This is a genomic window from Celeribacter sp., assembly GCF_048270365.1.
Classification (GTDB): Bacteria; Pseudomonadota; Alphaproteobacteria; order Rhodobacterales; family Rhodobacteraceae; genus Celeribacter.
The window spans coordinates 1-16,147 of record NZ_JBLWTA010000007.1 but is presented as its reverse complement, the minus strand read 5'-3'; the positions used below and the strand labels follow the sequence as shown (position 1 = coordinate 16,147).

The window sequence follows — 16,147 nt, the reverse complement described above, 5'->3', positions numbered from 1 at the left end:
ATCAGCCAAGCTCAAGCGTCGCCACACCGAACAGTGTTTCGGGATGGCCCGGCTGTGGCGGCGTGCCGCGATACATGCGGGCGGTCTCAAAAGTGGCCTGCCAGCCGAGCGACACGAGGCGATTGCAAAACGCGCCCTGCACGCCCGGCACGTCCAGAATGGCGCGTGTCTGGCCCAGCGCCCGTGCCACAGTGGACATCAGCGCCAGAGCCGCCTCGACATCAGGTGCAATCAGAGGTCCGATCTTGCAGCCGTCGCGACAGAGCCGCGCGGTGGCAAAACCGACCGGACCGTCAGGCCCGTCCAACACCACAGTGCGGCGGGTCTCCGTGTCGAAAAGCCAAGAGGACAGAAACCGGGGACGCAGAAAGCCATTGGCCAAGAGATCGAGCTGACCGAGATCGGCGGCCTCACGCGGACCAAGACCCCGCAGGCCCTCGCAGGTCACATCCGGCACAGGCCCCTCGAAGCGATGGGTGGCGCCGGTTTTCTCAAAACCGGATTTGGCATAATTCGCCTGTTGCTCCGCCACACCATCGAGACCGACAGTGCGCGTGCCTGCGTGCTCAAGCGCATGACTCCAGAGTTTCAGCCCGATCCCGCGCCCGCGATATTTCGGCTTACAAATATAAAGCCCTAAAAAGGCAAAGCCCGGCGAATGGTTTACGACCGAAATCGCCGCCGCCAAGCCGCTTTTCTTTTCCGCGACAAAGAAGCCGTCCTGATCGGCACATGCGAAGGCGTCTGCATCCTCAAGCCCCGGGTTCCAGCCCTCTTCGGCGGCCCAGTCGAGCATCGCCGCAACCTCTGCGGGGCTTGCGCCGCGCAGGATCAATTGAGCGCCTCTTTCAGGGATTTCGGCACAGACGGCTGATCGCGCAGATCGAGCGAGGTCAAAAGGTCCAGAAGGTGATGTTTCATCAATTCCTCTGCGGCAGCGCCATCCCGGCGGGCCAGCGCCTTGATCAGTGCATCATGGGCGTGGCTTTCACAAAGCGCCGTGCGCCGCTGCCAATAGAGCGCGATGATCAGCGATGAGCGCGACACCAGCTGGGCTATAAACTCCGCGACGGTGGATTGGTCGGCGATGCGGGCGATCTCGACATGGAACATGCCGGACAGGTGCAATGCGCGGCCCGTGTCGCCGGCGTGCAGCGCGGCATGTTCTTCGTCGATATGCTTTTGCAGAATTTTGATGTCTTCGGGCGTGGTACGTTCGGCGGCGGATTTCGCGGTGCGGGGCTCCAACAGAGACCGCGCCTCGAAAACCTCGCGCGCTTCTTTGACAGAAGGTTGCGCAACAAAGGCACCGCGATTGCGTTTCAACTCGACCAGACGGTCATGGGCCAGTTCCTGTAACGCGGCGCGCACCACGGTGCGGCTCACGCCGTAAATCTCACCGACCTCGTCCTCGCTCAGCTTCATGCCCGGCGACAGGCGATGTTCGTGGATGGCTATGGCAAGGCTCTCCGCGACCCTTGCGCTCCCGCTTTCCCTCTGATCCGCCTGACCCTGCATGTTTTTATCCTTCACACTCGACCGTTGTCCTAGTTTCCGCCCTCGCTTCCGATTCTCAAGTCTGGAAGGGAAATAATATTGTCTACGTCATTGTATACGATTTTAGCGCATAATTAATGCACTCTTATGTACGAAGCGCACAAACAGCAGGCATTTTATGCCCAGCGGCGCTGCAACTGCGAAAAAAACTTCGGCTCAGACAAAAACCGGACAAGCGTAAACCCATCGAAACGCAAGCAGCAGGTGAGATATGCGCTCTGGTAAAGACCTGGAACTCGTGGCACTGACCAAGCGCTATGGCGACACCACCGCCGTGGACGCGGTCAATTACGTCTTTAGGAATGGCACCTATGTGTGCCTTTTGGGCCCGTCGGGCTGTGGCAAATCCACGACGCTCCGGATGATCGCCGGGCATGAAAGCGTCACCGACGGCTCGATCCTCTTGGACGGTTTCGACATTTCGCACCTGCCGCCCGCCAAACGCGGCACGGCGATGATGTTTCAAAGCTACGCGCTCTTCCCGCATCTGAATGTGCGCGACAATGTGGCGTTTTCCTTGCGCATGAAAGGTGTCGACAAGGCCGAGCGCCATAAAGCGGCGGGCGAGATGCTTGAGCTGGTGCATATGACCGATTTCGCGGATCGACTTCCGGCGCAACTCTCAGGCGGTCAACAACAGCGTGTCGCCCTGGCCCGCGCTCTGGTGACGAAGCCCCGCGTCCTGTTGCTCGATGAACCGCTCTCCGCGCTCGATCCGTTTTTGCGCATCAAGGTGCGTGCGGAGTTGAAACGCATTCAACGCGAGCTGGGCATCACCTTCCTGCACGTGACCCATGGTCAGGACGAAGCCTTGGCTTTGGCTGACGAGATCGTGGTGATGAACAATTCCATCATCGAACAGGCCGGTCCCGCCCGCGAGGTGTGGAACACGCCGAAAACCGAATTCGTTGCGCGGTTCATGGGCGGTCACAATGTGATCTCTCTGGATGGCGCCAAAGTCGCGCTGCGTGCCGATGAGGTAAAGCTTGGCGATACGGGTTTGCCTGCGACCGTGACCTCCGTCGAATATCAGGGCGCTCATGTGGCGATGACTTCGATAACGGGCGCAGGCGAAGAGGTTCTGGCCCTCGTGCCCGAAAGCACCTTCTTTTCCAATCCGAAAAATCCGGGCGATGCGGTGAGCCTCGCCTGGGACGAGGGGCGGCTGCACCGCCTCCAAGCCTGATAAAAAACCACTCCAACAAGGGATGAACTTACATGTCTAAAATGCGTTACTCGCGGCGTGCCGTGCTCAAAGGCGGTGCCGCTGCCGTTGCCGCCTCGGCCCTTCCGGCGCCGATGGTCTGGGCCCAGGAAATCAAGGACATCACGCTGCGCCAATTCGGCACCGGCGTGTCGAACCTCAACGATGTGGCCAATAAGGTGAAAGAAGACCTCGGCTTCACGCTTGAGATGACCGCTCTGGATTCCGATTCTGTGACCCAGCGCGCCGCGACCCAGCCCGACAGCTTTGACATCGCCGACATCGAATACTGGATCTGTAAGAAAGTCTGGCCGACTGGCAACCTTCAGGCCATGGACACCTCGAAAATCGCCAATTACGACAAGATCGTCGGCATTTTCCGCAGCGGCAAACTGACGCCCGAAAGCACCATCGCACAGGGCACCGCACCGCATTCTGTGGGCTTCGTCGATGGCCCGGGCGGCACCTCCTTTGCCGATGAAGAGACCGGCTGGATGACCCTCATCCCGACGATCTATAACGCGGACACGCTGGGCATCCGCCCCGACCTGATCGGCCGTCCGATCGAAAGCTGGACCGAGCTTTTGAACCCGGAATTCAAAGGCAAAGCCTCGATCCTCGACATTTCCTCGATCGGCATCATGGATATGGCGATGGTCTGCGAAGCCATGGGCGAGATCCAATATGGCGACAAGGGCAACATGACCCGCGAAGAGATCGACAAGACCATGGCGATCTTCACCGAGGCGAAAAAGAACGGCCAGTTCCGCGCCTTCTGGAAGACCTTCGACGAGTCCGTGAACCTGATGGCCTCGGGCGAGGTTGTGATCCAATCCATGTGGTCTCCGGCGATCACCGCGGTGAAATCGCGCGGCATCGACTGTGTCTACCAGCCGCTGAAAGAGGGCTATCGGAGCTGGGGCGGCGGCATCGGCCTGTCGTCTTCGCTGTCTGGCATGGCGCTCGAAGCGGCCTACGAATACATCAACTGGTATCTCTCCGGTTGGGTCGGCGGCTATCTGATGCGCCAAGGCTACTACTCCGCAGTTCCGGAAACCTCGAAAGACTTCATGACCGAGAACGAATGGGGCTACTGGTTCGAGGGCAAGCCCGCGACCGACGTCATCACCTCCCCGACCGGCGACGTGCTGGCCCAAGCGGGCGACACGCGCGATGGCGGGTCGTTCTACGACCGCATGGGGGCTGTGGCCTGCTGGAATGCTGTGATGGACGAGAACCAATATATGGTTCGCAAATGGAACGAGTTCATCGCGTCCTAATGCAAAGAGGGGGCGCTGCCCCCTCCACCGTGCAGGCGTCACGCCTGCACGCCTCCTCCCCCGGGATATTTTGAGACAGAAGAAGGCACACGATGCTCAAGAACCGTCACATCCAGGGCTGGCTTCAGGCCTCGCCTTTGACCCTGATCCTGATCGGGTTCCTGATCCTGCCGATCATCACCATCGTGGTGGTGAGTTTCTGGCAGGCCACCGAGTTTTCGATCATCCCGGCGTTTACGCTTGAGAATTACGAATTCCTCTTCGGCTCTCCGGTGACCTACAAAGTTTTTTTCGCGACCTTTAAATATGCCGCGATCACATGGGCGCTGACCCTCGCGATCGGCTTTACGGTTGCCTATTATCTGGCTTTTCATATCCAGAACCAGACAACGCAGATCGCACTGTTTCTCTTGTGCACCATCCCGTTCTGGACCTCGAACATCATCCGGATGATTTCCTGGATCCCCTTTCTCGGGCGCAACGGCATCGCGAACTCCATGCTGCAAAGTTGGGGCGTGATTGATCAGCCGCTTGAATGGCTGCTCTATTCCGATTTCTCCGTGATCCTCGCCTTTGTGCACCTCTACACGCTCTTCATGGTCGTGCCGATTTTCAACACGATGACGCGGATTGATCATTCCTTGATCGAGGCGGCCCGCGACAATGGCGCCAGCGGATTTCAGACCCTAACCCACGTGATTTTGCCCCTCACGAAGCCCGGCATCATGATTGGAACGATCTTTGTGCTGACCCTCGTGATGGGCGATTTCATCACCGTGCGGTTTATGTCCGGGTCGCAAAAGGCCAACGTCGGGCGATTGATTTCGAACGACATTTCCCTGCTGCAATATCCGTCCGCCGCCGCCACCGCCGTGATCCTTTTGATCACCGTCTTGATCGTGATCGGCATCCTGTTGCGCTTTGTCGATATCCGAAAGGAGCTCTGAGCCATGGAAAAGAAATCCAAATCCTTCTACGTGCTCACCGCCTTCTTCGGATTGTTCATCCTGTTCCTCTACGGCCCGACGCTGACCATCGGCATCCTGTCGTTCCAAGGCCCCGGCGGCGGGCTTACATTTCCGATGCAGGGCACCTCGCTCAACTGGTTCCGCGAGCTGTTCCAAGAACAGGCCGTGGGCGACATCTGGGGCAGCTTCCGCCGCTCCTTCGCGCTTGGCCTCATGGTCATGGTGACGACCGTTGTGGTCTCTGTCATGGGTGGTTTTGCCTTCCGCAAACGCTTTTATGGCTCCGGCATCCTGTTCTACCTGATCATCGCCTCGCTGGTGATCCCCTCGATCCTGATCTCTCTGGGGGTCGGCCTGATTTTCAACCAATTCGGCTTGAAAATTCACTGGGCCACCTCGGGCTTTGGCTCGCAGCTCACCTGGACCCTGCCCTTTGGTCTGTTGATCATGTTCGCTGTGTTCAACCGCTTCGACAAATCCTTTGAAGAAGCCGCCCGCGACCAAGGCGCCTCCCCTTGGCAAACCGTGCGTTATGTGGTCTTGCCGATCATCGCGCCCTCGCTCATCGGGGTTGGCCTCTTTGGCTTTACGCTGTCCTATGACGAATTTGCGCGGACCCTGTTGACCGCAGGCTCCTACAACACGCTGCCTCTGGAGATTTTCGGCATGACGACCAATGTGACCACGCCAGTGATCTACGCTTTGGGCACGATGACCACGCTGTTCTCGCTACTGATCATCGGGGCGTTCCTGTTGACCGTCTGGGTGCTGGGCAAACGCCGCGCCCGGTTCGGGTCGGATGCGGGCAAAGGTGTCTGAGGCAAGCCGTGAAAATTCTCTTTCTCAACCCCAATTCCACCGAGGCCATGACCGAAAGTGTTGTGGCAACGGCCCGCGCGACCTTGCCCGAAGCGGAGATCCTCGGCTGGACCAACCATGATGGCCCGCCCGCCATTCAAGGCGCTGAGGATGGCGCGGCGGCTCTGGCCGGACAAATGGCGCTTTTGCCGAAAGCCCGCCTTGAGGCTGTCGATGTCATCGTCATCGCCTGCTTCGACGACACTGGCCTCAATGAGATGCGCGCCGAGGCGCATTGCCCGGTGATCGGCATCGGACAGGCGGCCTATCACATGGCGCTTTTGATGGGGCAAAACTTTGGCGTGGTGACCACGCTCGACGTCTCCCTGCCTGTGATCGAAACGAACATCCGAAACCAAGGCTTCAGCACCCAATGTCTCGGCATCAAAGCCAGCGGCATTCCGGTGCTCGACGTCGAAGAGGGCCGGCCCGAAGTGCTGGACCGGTTGGCCGAGAACATCCGGAGCATGGGCGATGCGGGCGCCTCGGCGATCATCCTCGGCTGTGCGGGAATGTCGGCGCATCACGCGACGCTCTCCGAGCAAACCGGGCTGGTGCTGATCGACGGGGTGCGGGCGGCCACCGCACTGGCGCAAGCCATGGGGCGGATGCAGCAACACGCGGGTTAAGCCTTTAGTGCGAACTGAGCCAGGCCGCATTGCCGCGCGCCAAGAGACTGTCCTCCGGGATGTCGGGCAGGCTTTGCGGCACAGCCTGCTTTGCCACAGTCACAGAGCTCTCGAAGTCGAGCCCCAAGATGCGCAGCATCGCCGCCACGAAGGCCTCTACATCCACCGCTTCTCCGGCCATGATCCGCCGCAGGATCGCGATGGTGCCGACTTCGAGCATGTCGAAAATCAGGCTCTCCGGCACGTCCTGAAACGCACCGCACGCAATCCCGTCGGAGATGAATCGCGGCCCGGTTTCACAAAGCACAGCGGCAAAACTGAAACTGCGCCGCCCGAGACGCGCGGTGAATTCGAGGAACAATGTGTTCCGCCGGGCGATCTCGATGAACACGTGAATGCCATGGGCAATGCGCTCCGCCGGTGGCTGGCTCAGGTCGACGGAGTCCTTGACCAGCAAAACCACCTCGCGCCCAAGCGCAATCCGCGCCGTTTCCAACGCGTCTTCGATCGTGTCGAAATAGTTGTAAAACGTTCCCCGCGACACGCCCGCGCGGCTCACCACATGGTCGATCACCGTGCCATTCAGGCCGCGTTCGGCAAAGACCAAAATGGCGGCTTCGATCAACCGATCCAGCGTCTTTTGTCGCCGTTCTTGGCCGACCCGCGTGCGGTGATCTTCTTTCGGATGCTCGTGCCTCTCGCTCATTTTTCCGCCTCAGGTTTGACGCCGAACACGATGCAATAAAGCGCGGGCGCGAACAAAAGTGTGATCAACGTCCCCGCGATGATGCCGCCCATCATGGCAAAGGCCATCGGCCCCCAGAACACCTGACGCGAGATCGGGATCAGTGCCAAAGAGGCCGCCGCAGCCGTCAAAAGGATCGGACGCGCGCGGCTGTCGGAGGCCTCAAAGACAGCCGCCCAGCGCGATTTACCCTCGCGGCGCAAATCCTCAATCGCCTGAATCAGGATGATCGAATTGCGGATCAGGATGCCGAACAGGGCCAAAACCCCCAGTAGCGCCACGAAGCCCATCGGCGCCCCCGCCGTCAAGAGCGAGGCAACCACACCAATCAGCCCCAAGGGAGCCACGGCCATGACGACGAACATCAGGCGGAAGCTCTGCACCTGTATCATCGTCAGCGTCAGAATGATCAGCAGCATGATCGGCATCACCGCCATGATCGGCGCCTGACTGTCGGCGCTGCTTTCCACCGTGCCGCCGACCTCGACCGTATAGCCGCGCGGCAATGTCTCGGCGAACTCCGCCACGATGGGGGCGAGATCATCGACAATCGTGGCCGGCAGATCGTCATTGGCAATCGCCGCCTTGACTGTGATCACCGGCGCGCGGTCTTCTTGGCGGATCAACGGCTGTTCGGTGACCCAATCGAGCGTCGCAATGGAGGACAGCGGGATGGCCACGCCTTGAGTGTTGGCGAATTGCAGGTTCTCGAGCGCAGTGAGCGTTTTGCGATCCTCTTCGGCGCCCCGGATTTCGACATTGATCAGGTCGCGGTTCTGGCGGATTTGGGTCACCGTCGAGCCCTCGAAGAGCGACGACAGAACCCCCGCAACATCGGATTGGGTCAGACCCAATTGCCGCAGACGCGCCTGATCGAGATCGACCCGCACCACCCGCGTCGGCTCATTCCAATCGAGGGCAATCGCCGTCAGCCGATCATCCGCCGCAATCGCCGCCGCAAACCCTCGCGCATGATCGCGCAGCTCGGCATAATCCGGCCCGGAGACCCGGTATTGCACCGGCTTGCCGACCGGTGGACCCATCTCAAAGGTCTTGGGATAGAATTCCGCCGCGGGCAACGCCTCGGAATAGGCACGGATTTTCGCAATCAACCGATCCCGCGCCTCCAGATCGGGCGTCATGATCAAAAGCTGGCCAATGTTGGGGCCGGGCGTGAGAGATTCGAGCGTCAACACGACACGCGGCGCGCCCGTTCCGGCATAAGAGGTCCAAAAGCTCACCTCGACTTGATCCTTCAGCCAGGTCTCGAAACTGGCGATGGTGCTGTCCGTGGCATAGATGCTCGCGTTCTGGCGTAGGGTGACATCGACCACGACTTCGGGGCGATCCGAGCTTGGGAAAAACTGTTGTTCCACTTTGCTCATCCCCACGACCGAGAGGCCGAAAACGACGAATGTCAAAAGCACGGTGAGGAATTTATAGCGCATCGCCAGCCGCAACATGACGTGGAACCGGCGCCGCAGCCAGCCGGGCTCGCCGTCATGATGCTTCCACTTCTTTGGCAGGAAGGTGGCGCCCAGCACAGGCGCGAAAAGCACGGCGACGATCCAGCTCAGCACCAGAGAAATCGCGATCACATAGAACAGCGTGCGGGTGTATTCGCCCGCCTGCGAACTATTGAGCCCGATGGGAATGAACCCCGCCGTGGTGATCAGCGTGCCGGTCAGCATCGGCCAGGCAATCGAGGTCCAGGCATAGGACGCCGCCTTGCGCCGCCCCTCGCCCAGCTCAAGCCGCGAGATCATCGTCTCGATCGCAATCATCGCGTCATCGACCAACAGGCCCAGCGCAATGATGAGCGCCCCGAGAGAAATCCGCTGCAACGTGATGCCCAGCATCTCCATGCACACGAAAGTCAGCGCCAGCACGAGCGGGATCGTCAGGCTGACGACAAAGCCGGCGCGCATGCCCAAAGACACGAAACTCACCGCCAAAACGATCACCACCGCCTCGATCAATGCCTTGACGAAATGCCCGACGGAGTCGTCCACCACCTTCGGCTGATCGGCGACGTGATGCATATCGATCCCCATCGGCAAAAGCGCAGCCTGCTCCATCATCGTGCGGTCAAGTTCCTCGCCGAAATCGAGGATATTGCCGCCGTCCAGCATGCCGATCTTGAGGCCGATGGCAGGCTCGCCGTTAAAGCGGAACAGCTCGCTCGGCGGATCGTCATAGCCCTCGGAAATCTCGCCGACATCCGAAAGCGTGAAGAAAATATCGCCCGAGCGCAAAGGCGCCTGCGCCAGCGCTTCGACGGTGTCGAACTGGCCGGTGACGCGCAGCAGGATGTTCTCGTCTTCTGTGGAAATCATCCCCGAGGGCACGATCTCGTTCTGCGCCGACAGGGACGACAAAACCGCACCAGCGTCGAGGCCAAAGGCCGCCAGACGACGCGCGGAGAATTCGAGGTGAATCACCTGATCGCGGGTGCCGAACAGCTCGACCTTACCCGCCGCATCGAGGCTTTGCACCACATCCCGGATGTCCTCGACATAGTCTTTCACCTCTTCGGGCCGGAACCCGTCGGAGGTGAAGGCATAGATCGTGCCGAACACATCGCCGAAATCGTCATTGAAGGAAAAGCCTTGAAATTCCGAAGGAAATTCAGGGCGAATGTCGGACATCATCTGGCGCACGCGGGTCCAGGAGGGCGTAATCTCGCTGTTGGGCACATCGTCGCGCAGATCGACATAGACCATGGAAATGCCGGGATAAGTCACGGAGCGCGTGCCATCGAGCGTCGGCAATTCCTGCAATTTGCGCTCGATCCGGTCGGTGACCTGCGTCACGGTCTCCTCGGCAGTCGCGCCCGGCAGGCTGGCGGTGACGATCATGGTACGGACGGTGAAAGACGGGTCCTCTTCGCGCCCCAAACGCATGTAACTCAAAGCGCCTGCGACCACCGCGACGAGCATCAGAAACCAGATGAAGGAGCGATGCCCCAGCGCCCAATCGGACAGGTTGAACCCTTTCATTGCAAACGCTCCCCGACCTCTTGGCCGTCTTCCAATCCGTGAACCCCGTGGGTGATGATCTCGTCGCCTTCTGCGAGGCCTTCTTTGATCACGATGCGATCCCCGACCTCGGCGCCCAGCATGACGGGCGTGAAATGCGCGACCCGCGTGTCGCCCTCTGCCGTGACACGCCAAACGCCCGGTGCCTCAGTCGTTCCGCCAATCGCCGTTTGCGGCAGGGTCATCACAGGCGCTCTGTCGCTATTGTAGCTCGCCGTGATCAGGGTGCCGATGCGGTAGTCCTCCGGCGGATCGATCAGGATCAGACGCAGCCGCCGCGTGTCGAGACTGGTCTCCGCGACCGGTTCGATCACGCTCAGCTCCGCTTCGACCGGCGCCACACCTTCGGCGCGGTGATAGACCGTGAAACGCGCATGCGCTGGGATGATCGTGGCAAAGCTTTCCGCCACATCGATGATCGCCTCACGCCCCATAGGGTCGGCGATTTCCATCACGCTCACACCCGGGCTGACCATCGTGCCCGGTTCGACATCCGTGCTCAAAACGATGCCGTCACGCGGCGCGATCAATTGGCCATAGCCAGCCGCCTCGCGCGCGCGGACCAGATCGGCGCGGGCACTTTCCGCTTGAGCCACGGCGGCATCGCGGGCGGCACGCGCCGCCTCGATCTGGGCCGTGGTGGCGACATTACGGGCCAAAAGCGCCGCGACACGATCATACTGCGACTGCGTAAATTCCGCCTGCGCCTCGGCCGAGGACAGAGCCGCCTCAGCCACCGCAACATCTTGCGCCAACGTGATCTGATCCAGCGTCGCAAGCCCCTGCCCCGCCTTGATCCGGTCCCCCGCTTCGACATTCATCGCGGCCAAACGTCCGCTGGTCTGAAACGCCAATGAGGCCACATCCTCGCCCCGGATCACGCCAGAGAACTGCCGTTCGACGGAAGGATTCGCGGAGACGTATTCAGTGACAACCGGGCGCAGGCCTTCGACCACAACCTCGGAGGTTTGAACCGGGCCTGCGGCCAACAGGGGAGTGGCCAAGCTGAGAAAAAGGCCCAAAGCGATCCGTTTCATTGTGTCGCCTCCATGCTCTGAACTTTGCGCCCATCGTACAAAAGATGCGACCCGGCGCCGACGACGAGATCGCCGTCATGCAGCCCCTCGGACAGTTCGATTTGCGTATCGTCATACCCCGCAATCGTTACCGGCATCAGGGACACGGTGAAACCAACGGGGTCGACAAGCCAGACAGCGGGCCCCTCGGCATTGGCGCTCAGCGCCGTCCAGGGCAGCACGATCCGGGTGTCCGTCATGACCGCAGCGCGACCGGAAATCGACGTGCCGATGGGGATATCTTCGGTCCGTTCGACCGGAATATCGGCACGTATTTCGACGGTCCCGGTGGCGTTCAAGACGGGCAAAACCTCTGTGACCGTCGTGATGAAAGGCGGCAGCGGGCCGTTCGGGTCCAACTCGACCTCACGCCCGCGCATCCGCGACAGACCGGCCGCATCGGGGGCGAGGAAAATGGCCTGCAAGTCGCCTTCAGGCGCGAGCTGCACCACGGCTTTGCCGGCGGAGACCACCTCGCCAAGGTCTACAAAACGATCGGTGACGATGACATCGCGCGCGGCGCGCAGGACGGTGTCGTCCTTGGCCTGTTCCGCCGTTTCCAAAAGCGCTGCGGCCTGATCCCGCGTGGCTTTTGCGGCCAGATAGCTTTGCTGCGCCTCGTCATATTGCGCCTGTGTGCCGACGCCGCGATCCAAGAGGCTCTGGGCACGGGTGCGCGCCTGATCCGCCTGAACAAGCGCGGCCTCTGCGGCATCAAGATTGGCCTTGGCTGCGTCCAGCTCGGCCACAATATTGGTCGGATCGATCCGGGCGATCACCTCGCCTGCTTTGAAATGCATGCCGATCTCGGCGTTGAATACGTCGATCTGGCCACCACGCCGAAACGACGCCGGAAAGCTGTCGGAGGCCTCGACCGATCCCACCAGCCGCAACTCCTGTTCGATGGGGTGCGACTGAGCCTTGATCAGTTCGACGACCACAGGCGTTTCCGCGAAAGCGGAGATGGGAAGCAACGCTATCGCGAGCCATCCGACTGTTTTTCCAACTGTCTTTCGCGGGGTCATGTCCGTCTCCTGACATTTTTGCGGCCGCAACATTGGCCGTCGCCTTGATATGCACTTTGGTCTATGTCTTTCAAACATTAGAAATGACACTTCCGTCAATATTAAATTTGATCGCATTTCCTTTTGTGAACGCGATGCTCTTCGAGATCTTTTATAATTTCATCTACAGATAAAGTTGACAGAAAAACTAAGGTTTAATATCCAGAGACAAGGACCGAAGCATTTCGGCGAGTCGCGTGGACAACGCGGCATCCTTGGCAAGCAGAGACGAGACACGTCCAGCCAGTCTTGGTGATTTTAACCGCGCGATAAACGCACCGCCCACCCGCAAGGCAGGCGGGTCAATATGACCGATGAAACCGACAAGACCGTAAAGGCCTCTGATATGAACGCACATGTAACTTCGATGACCGCAGATGCAGGTCAACTCCCCCCCGTCGATGCCCGTAGCCTGATTGCCGATGGCAGCACGCGCCAGATCAATCTGGACGGCCAGCTTTACACCCTGCGCATTACCCGCGCCGGAAAGCTGATCCTGACCAAATGACAGCGCATCAGCTGAAGGCGCAGATGCGTCCCGCATTCGGAGAGATGAGAAAAGCTTTGCGCTTCATCTCTTCGATTGCGACGCGTGGGTAGGGCGCGAACTCCCCTCCACAGGAGAGGCTGCGTCCCGTCTCTGCACAGGTATCCGTTAACATGTGCATGTTAGCGCACACCAATGTTCGTTTCTTGACCTTGAGGCAACTTGCCGCACGTGAGAAGAGCGCGGTGTTCATTTGTGCCACGTGATCGTCTTGGGGAGGAGGGGCGATCATTTTACGCGGTTCAAATGACAGTGAAAACACTGTCTCTTAGGATATGAAATGACCGAAGAAACCTCCTCGAAGCAGTCATGGACATGGCTGCTCGTCCTGCTTGGCGCAGTATTGGCGCTGGTGGGAATCGGACTGGCTGGCGGCGGCGTGATGCTGATCACGCGCGGCGGCAGCTGGTATTATCTGCTCATGGGCCTCGCACTTGTGGCCTCCGGCGTTCAGATCATGCGCGGCTCGCCGAGCGGCACGATCATCTACACCATCGCCTTTGCCCTCACCGTGGTCTGGGCGTTCTGGGAAGCGGGCCTCGATTTCTGGCCGCTGCACGCCCGGATCTTTACCTTCCTGATCATCTTCATGCTCATGATGGCGCTGCATCCGCTGACGCTCAAACGCGCCGGCCGTGCGCCGATGACGGGACCGTTCCTCGGCATTGCCGCGGTGTCTCTGGTTGTCGTTCTGGGCATGGTCTGGGGCATGTTCCAGCCGCATGGTCAGCATAATTTCGAGATTGCTTCGGGGGAAACACCCGTCGCCGAAGGCGCGCCGACGGATTGGAGCAGCTATGGCTCCACGCCCGACGCCACGCGTTTTGCGGCGCTGGATCAGATCACGCCCGACAACGTCGACGAGCTTGAGGTCGCTTGGACCTTCCGCACTGGCGACATTCCGGACTCCCCCAATGGCGGCGGCTCCGAAGATCAGGGCACCCCATTGCAAGTCGGTGAAGACCTCTATTTCTGTTCGCCCAATAACATCGTGATCTCCGTGAACGCGACGACCGGCGAAGAGAACTGGCGTCATGATTTCCCGACGGACACCCGCACCTGGGTGCGGTGTCGCGGTCTGGCCTATCTCGACACGTCTATTCCGCTCGAACAGCCGACCGTCGAGGGCGCAACACCTGTGACCCCGTTCAACCTGCCGGAAGGCGCCGCCTGTGAAAAACGCATCTACATGAACACCATCGACGCGGTGCTCGTGGCTTTGGATGCCGAAACCGGTGAGCTTTGCGAAACCTTTGGTGACGCGGGCATGATCGACCTGAAACAGGGCCTGGGGGACGCGCAAGCGCCGCTCTACTCGCTGACCTCTCCGCCGCTTCTGGCGGGCTCCACCATCGTTGTGGGCGGACGTGTTGCCGACAACGTGGCGCTCGATATGCCGGGTGGTGTGATGCGTGGCTTTGACGCCATCACCGGCGAGATGAAATGGGCTTTCGATCCGGGCAACCCCGAAGATCGCAACGCGCCTGCCGACGGCTCCGCCTATACGCGGTCTACACCGAACGTCTGGGCGCCGATGACCTATGACGCGGCAAGCAACACCGTGTTCATGCCGGTCGGCAACGCCGCCATCGACCTCTGGGGTGTGGAACGCACGCCGGAAGACGAGAAATACGGCGCCTCCATCCTTGCCCTCGACGCCACCACCGGCGACGAGAAATGGGTCTATCAGACCGTGCACCACGATCTGTGGGACTTTGACGTGCCGATGCAGCCGACGCTGATCGACTTCAAAGGCACGCCTGCGCTGATCTTTGGCACCAAGGCCGGGCAGATCTTTGTGCTCGACCGTGCGACGGGGCAACCGTTGACCGAGGTCACAGAGATCGACGTCAAACCGGCGACTATTCCGGGCGAAAAATACGCCCTGAAACAGCCGCTCTCCGTTGGCATGCCGCAAATCGGGGCGCAAACTCTGACCGAGAAAGACATGTGGGGCGCGACCCCGTTCGATCAGATGATGTGTCGCGTGATCTTCAAAGGCTATCGCTACGAGGGTCTCTACACCGCGCCGGACACCGATTATTCGCTGTCCTTCCCGGGCTCGCTTGGCGGGATGAACTGGGGCGGTCTGTCCTATGACCCGACCGCGAACACCATCTTCATCAACGACATGCGTCTGGGCCTCTGGGTGCATATGATGGAACAGGACCCGGATGCTGCGGCCTCCAATGGCTCCGAAGCCGTTAACACCGTGATGGGTGGCGTTCCGCTCAAAGGTACGCCCTACTCCGTCAACAAAAACCGCTTCCTCTCGCCGCTGGGCATTCCCTGTCAGGAACCGCCGTTCGGCACGCTGACCGCCGTCGATCTCGACACGCAGTCCGTCGCCTGGGAGGCGCCGCTTGGCACGGTTCAGGACACGGTTCTTTTCGGCATGAAGATGCGTCTTCCGATGCCTGTGGGCATGCCGACCATCGGCGGGTCTCTGTCGACGCAGGGCGGTCTGGTGTTCTTTGCCGCCACGCAAGACTACTGGCTGCGTGCCTTTGACAGCGCGACTGGCAAAGAGGTCTGGAAAGTCCGCCTGCCGGTTGGCTCGCAAGGCACGCCGATCTCCTACGTTTCTCCGGAAGACGGGCGTCAGTACATCGTGATCTCTGCTGGCGGTGCCCGTCAGTCGCCGGATCGCGGCGATTACCTGATCGCCTACGCCCTGCCGCAAGGGTGAGGATACGGACGCTGGCCGGTTCTCGCGACGGGCCAGCACATCTCCCCTTCGGCTGAACGGCATTTGGGGACACGCACAAAAAAACGCGCCAGATAATCTCTGGCGCGTTTCTCTTTGTCAGGACCTATTCCAGACCGATCAGAATTCGAAGACCAGCTTCATACTGACCGACGTGGTTTCAACCGATCCGATCTTTTCATAGGCGTATTCGGCGTTGAACCGCGCGCCGCTGTCGGTATCGACAGACATGATCGACAGGCCCAGCCCGGCACCGCAATCTTCCTCTGTTGTGCCCATATCGACCCATTCACAGCTCAGCTTCGGCTGAAGCGCAAAAGAGGTCTGGGTCAGCTCGGCACTCAAGCCATCAAACGGAACGATGAATTCGGGGACAAAGCTCAAACGCCCGGTAATCCCCCCCCGATCTTAGGTGGATGCGGAAGTAGAATTTTCTCGGCAGGATGAACGAGGAGCTTCCGATGAAGAAGACAC

14 protein-coding genes are annotated in these 16,147 nt (G+C 60.2%); 7 read left to right on the top strand and 7 right to left on the bottom strand.

Annotated features, from left to right (window positions below):
* Position 1: 1 nt before the first annotated feature.
* Together ACN0X0_RS10820 and ACN0X0_RS10815 are read right to left on the bottom strand one after the other, a co-directional pair.
* A complete protein-coding gene (locus ACN0X0_RS10820; protein ID WP_417279169.1) occupies positions 2–835 on the bottom strand; it encodes a GNAT family N-acetyltransferase in 834 nt (277 codons plus the stop codon).
* Positions 832–1,518 (bottom strand): GntR family transcriptional regulator, encoded by a 687-nt coding sequence (locus tag ACN0X0_RS10815; RefSeq protein WP_417261332.1) that lies wholly within the window; start codon positions 1,516–1,518, stop codon positions 832–834. The genes ACN0X0_RS10820 and ACN0X0_RS10815 overlap by 4 nt, the downstream gene beginning before the upstream one ends.
* 250 nt (positions 1,519–1,768) lie before the next feature.
* On the opposite strand from ACN0X0_RS10815, the gene ACN0X0_RS10810 reads away from it, so the two are divergent.
* The 5 genes from ACN0X0_RS10810 to ACN0X0_RS10790 all read left to right on the top strand — a co-directional run bounded on the left by ACN0X0_RS10810 (position 1,769) and on the right by ACN0X0_RS10790 (position 6,496).
* On the top strand, positions 1,769–2,743 hold the full coding sequence (locus ACN0X0_RS10810; protein ID WP_417279168.1) for an ABC transporter ATP-binding protein: 975 nt from the start codon (positions 1,769–1,771) through the stop codon (positions 2,741–2,743).
* Positions 2,744–2,775: 32 nt separating this feature from the next.
* Positions 2,776–4,041, top strand: a complete 1,266-nt coding sequence (locus ACN0X0_RS10805; RefSeq protein WP_417261334.1) for an ABC transporter substrate-binding protein — start codon at positions 2,776–2,778, stop codon at positions 4,039–4,041.
* Between the two features lie 92 nt (positions 4,042–4,133).
* A complete protein-coding gene (locus ACN0X0_RS10800) occupies positions 4,134–4,988 on the top strand; it encodes an ABC transporter permease (RefSeq protein ID WP_417261335.1) in 855 nt (284 codons plus the stop codon).
* A 3-nt stretch (positions 4,989–4,991) separates the two neighbouring features.
* Positions 4,992–5,828, top strand: coding sequence for an ABC transporter permease (locus ACN0X0_RS10795; protein ID WP_417261336.1), 837 nt, complete (start codon positions 4,992–4,994; stop codon positions 5,826–5,828).
* Positions 5,829–5,836: 8 nt separating this feature from the next.
* Positions 5,837–6,496 (top strand): aspartate/glutamate racemase family protein, encoded by a 660-nt coding sequence (locus tag ACN0X0_RS10790; protein ID WP_417279167.1) that lies wholly within the window; start codon positions 5,837–5,839, stop codon positions 6,494–6,496.
* A 4-nt stretch (positions 6,497–6,500) separates the two neighbouring features.
* Here the strand turns inward: ACN0X0_RS10790 and ACN0X0_RS10785 are convergent, their stop codons facing one another.
* The 4 genes from ACN0X0_RS10785 to ACN0X0_RS10770 are packed head-to-tail and all read right to left on the bottom strand — an operon-like array spanning position 6,501 to position 12,380.
* A complete protein-coding gene (locus tag ACN0X0_RS10785) occupies positions 6,501–7,202 on the bottom strand; it encodes a TetR/AcrR family transcriptional regulator (protein ID WP_417279166.1) in 702 nt (233 codons plus the stop codon).
* Positions 7,199–10,240, bottom strand: a complete 3,042-nt coding sequence (locus ACN0X0_RS10780) for an efflux RND transporter permease subunit (RefSeq protein WP_417279165.1) — start codon at positions 10,238–10,240, stop codon at positions 7,199–7,201. Before ACN0X0_RS10780 ends, ACN0X0_RS10785 begins: the two co-directional genes overlap by 4 nt.
* Entirely contained in the window at positions 10,237–11,316 is a 1,080-nt protein-coding gene (locus ACN0X0_RS10775) for an efflux RND transporter periplasmic adaptor subunit (protein ID WP_417279164.1), read from the bottom strand. Before ACN0X0_RS10775 ends, ACN0X0_RS10780 begins: the two co-directional genes overlap by 4 nt.
* Positions 11,313–12,380 carry an efflux RND transporter periplasmic adaptor subunit gene (locus tag ACN0X0_RS10770; protein ID WP_417279163.1) on the bottom strand — a complete coding sequence of 356 codons (1,068 nt, stop codon included), beginning with the start codon at positions 12,378–12,380 and terminating at the stop codon, positions 11,313–11,315. The genes ACN0X0_RS10775 and ACN0X0_RS10770 overlap by 4 nt, the downstream gene beginning before the upstream one ends.
* A gap of 385 nt (positions 12,381–12,765) precedes the next feature.
* Here ACN0X0_RS10770 and hemP point away from each other — a divergent pair, with 385 nt between their 5' ends.
* Positions 12,766–12,927, top strand: coding sequence for a hemin uptake protein HemP (hemP, locus tag ACN0X0_RS10765; RefSeq protein ID WP_219785121.1), 162 nt, complete (start codon positions 12,766–12,768; stop codon positions 12,925–12,927).
* 319 nt (positions 12,928–13,246) lie between these two features.
* Positions 13,247–15,655 (top strand): membrane-bound PQQ-dependent dehydrogenase, glucose/quinate/shikimate family, encoded by a 2,409-nt coding sequence (locus tag ACN0X0_RS10760; RefSeq protein WP_417279162.1) that lies wholly within the window; start codon positions 13,247–13,249, stop codon positions 15,653–15,655.
* A gap of 138 nt (positions 15,656–15,793) precedes the next feature.
* Here the strand turns inward: ACN0X0_RS10760 and ACN0X0_RS10755 are convergent, their stop codons facing one another.
* Positions 15,794–16,057 carry a hypothetical protein gene (locus ACN0X0_RS10755; protein WP_417279161.1) on the bottom strand — a complete coding sequence of 88 codons (264 nt, stop codon included), beginning with the start codon at positions 16,055–16,057 and terminating at the stop codon, positions 15,794–15,796.
* Positions 16,058–16,147: the final 90 nt, after the last annotated feature.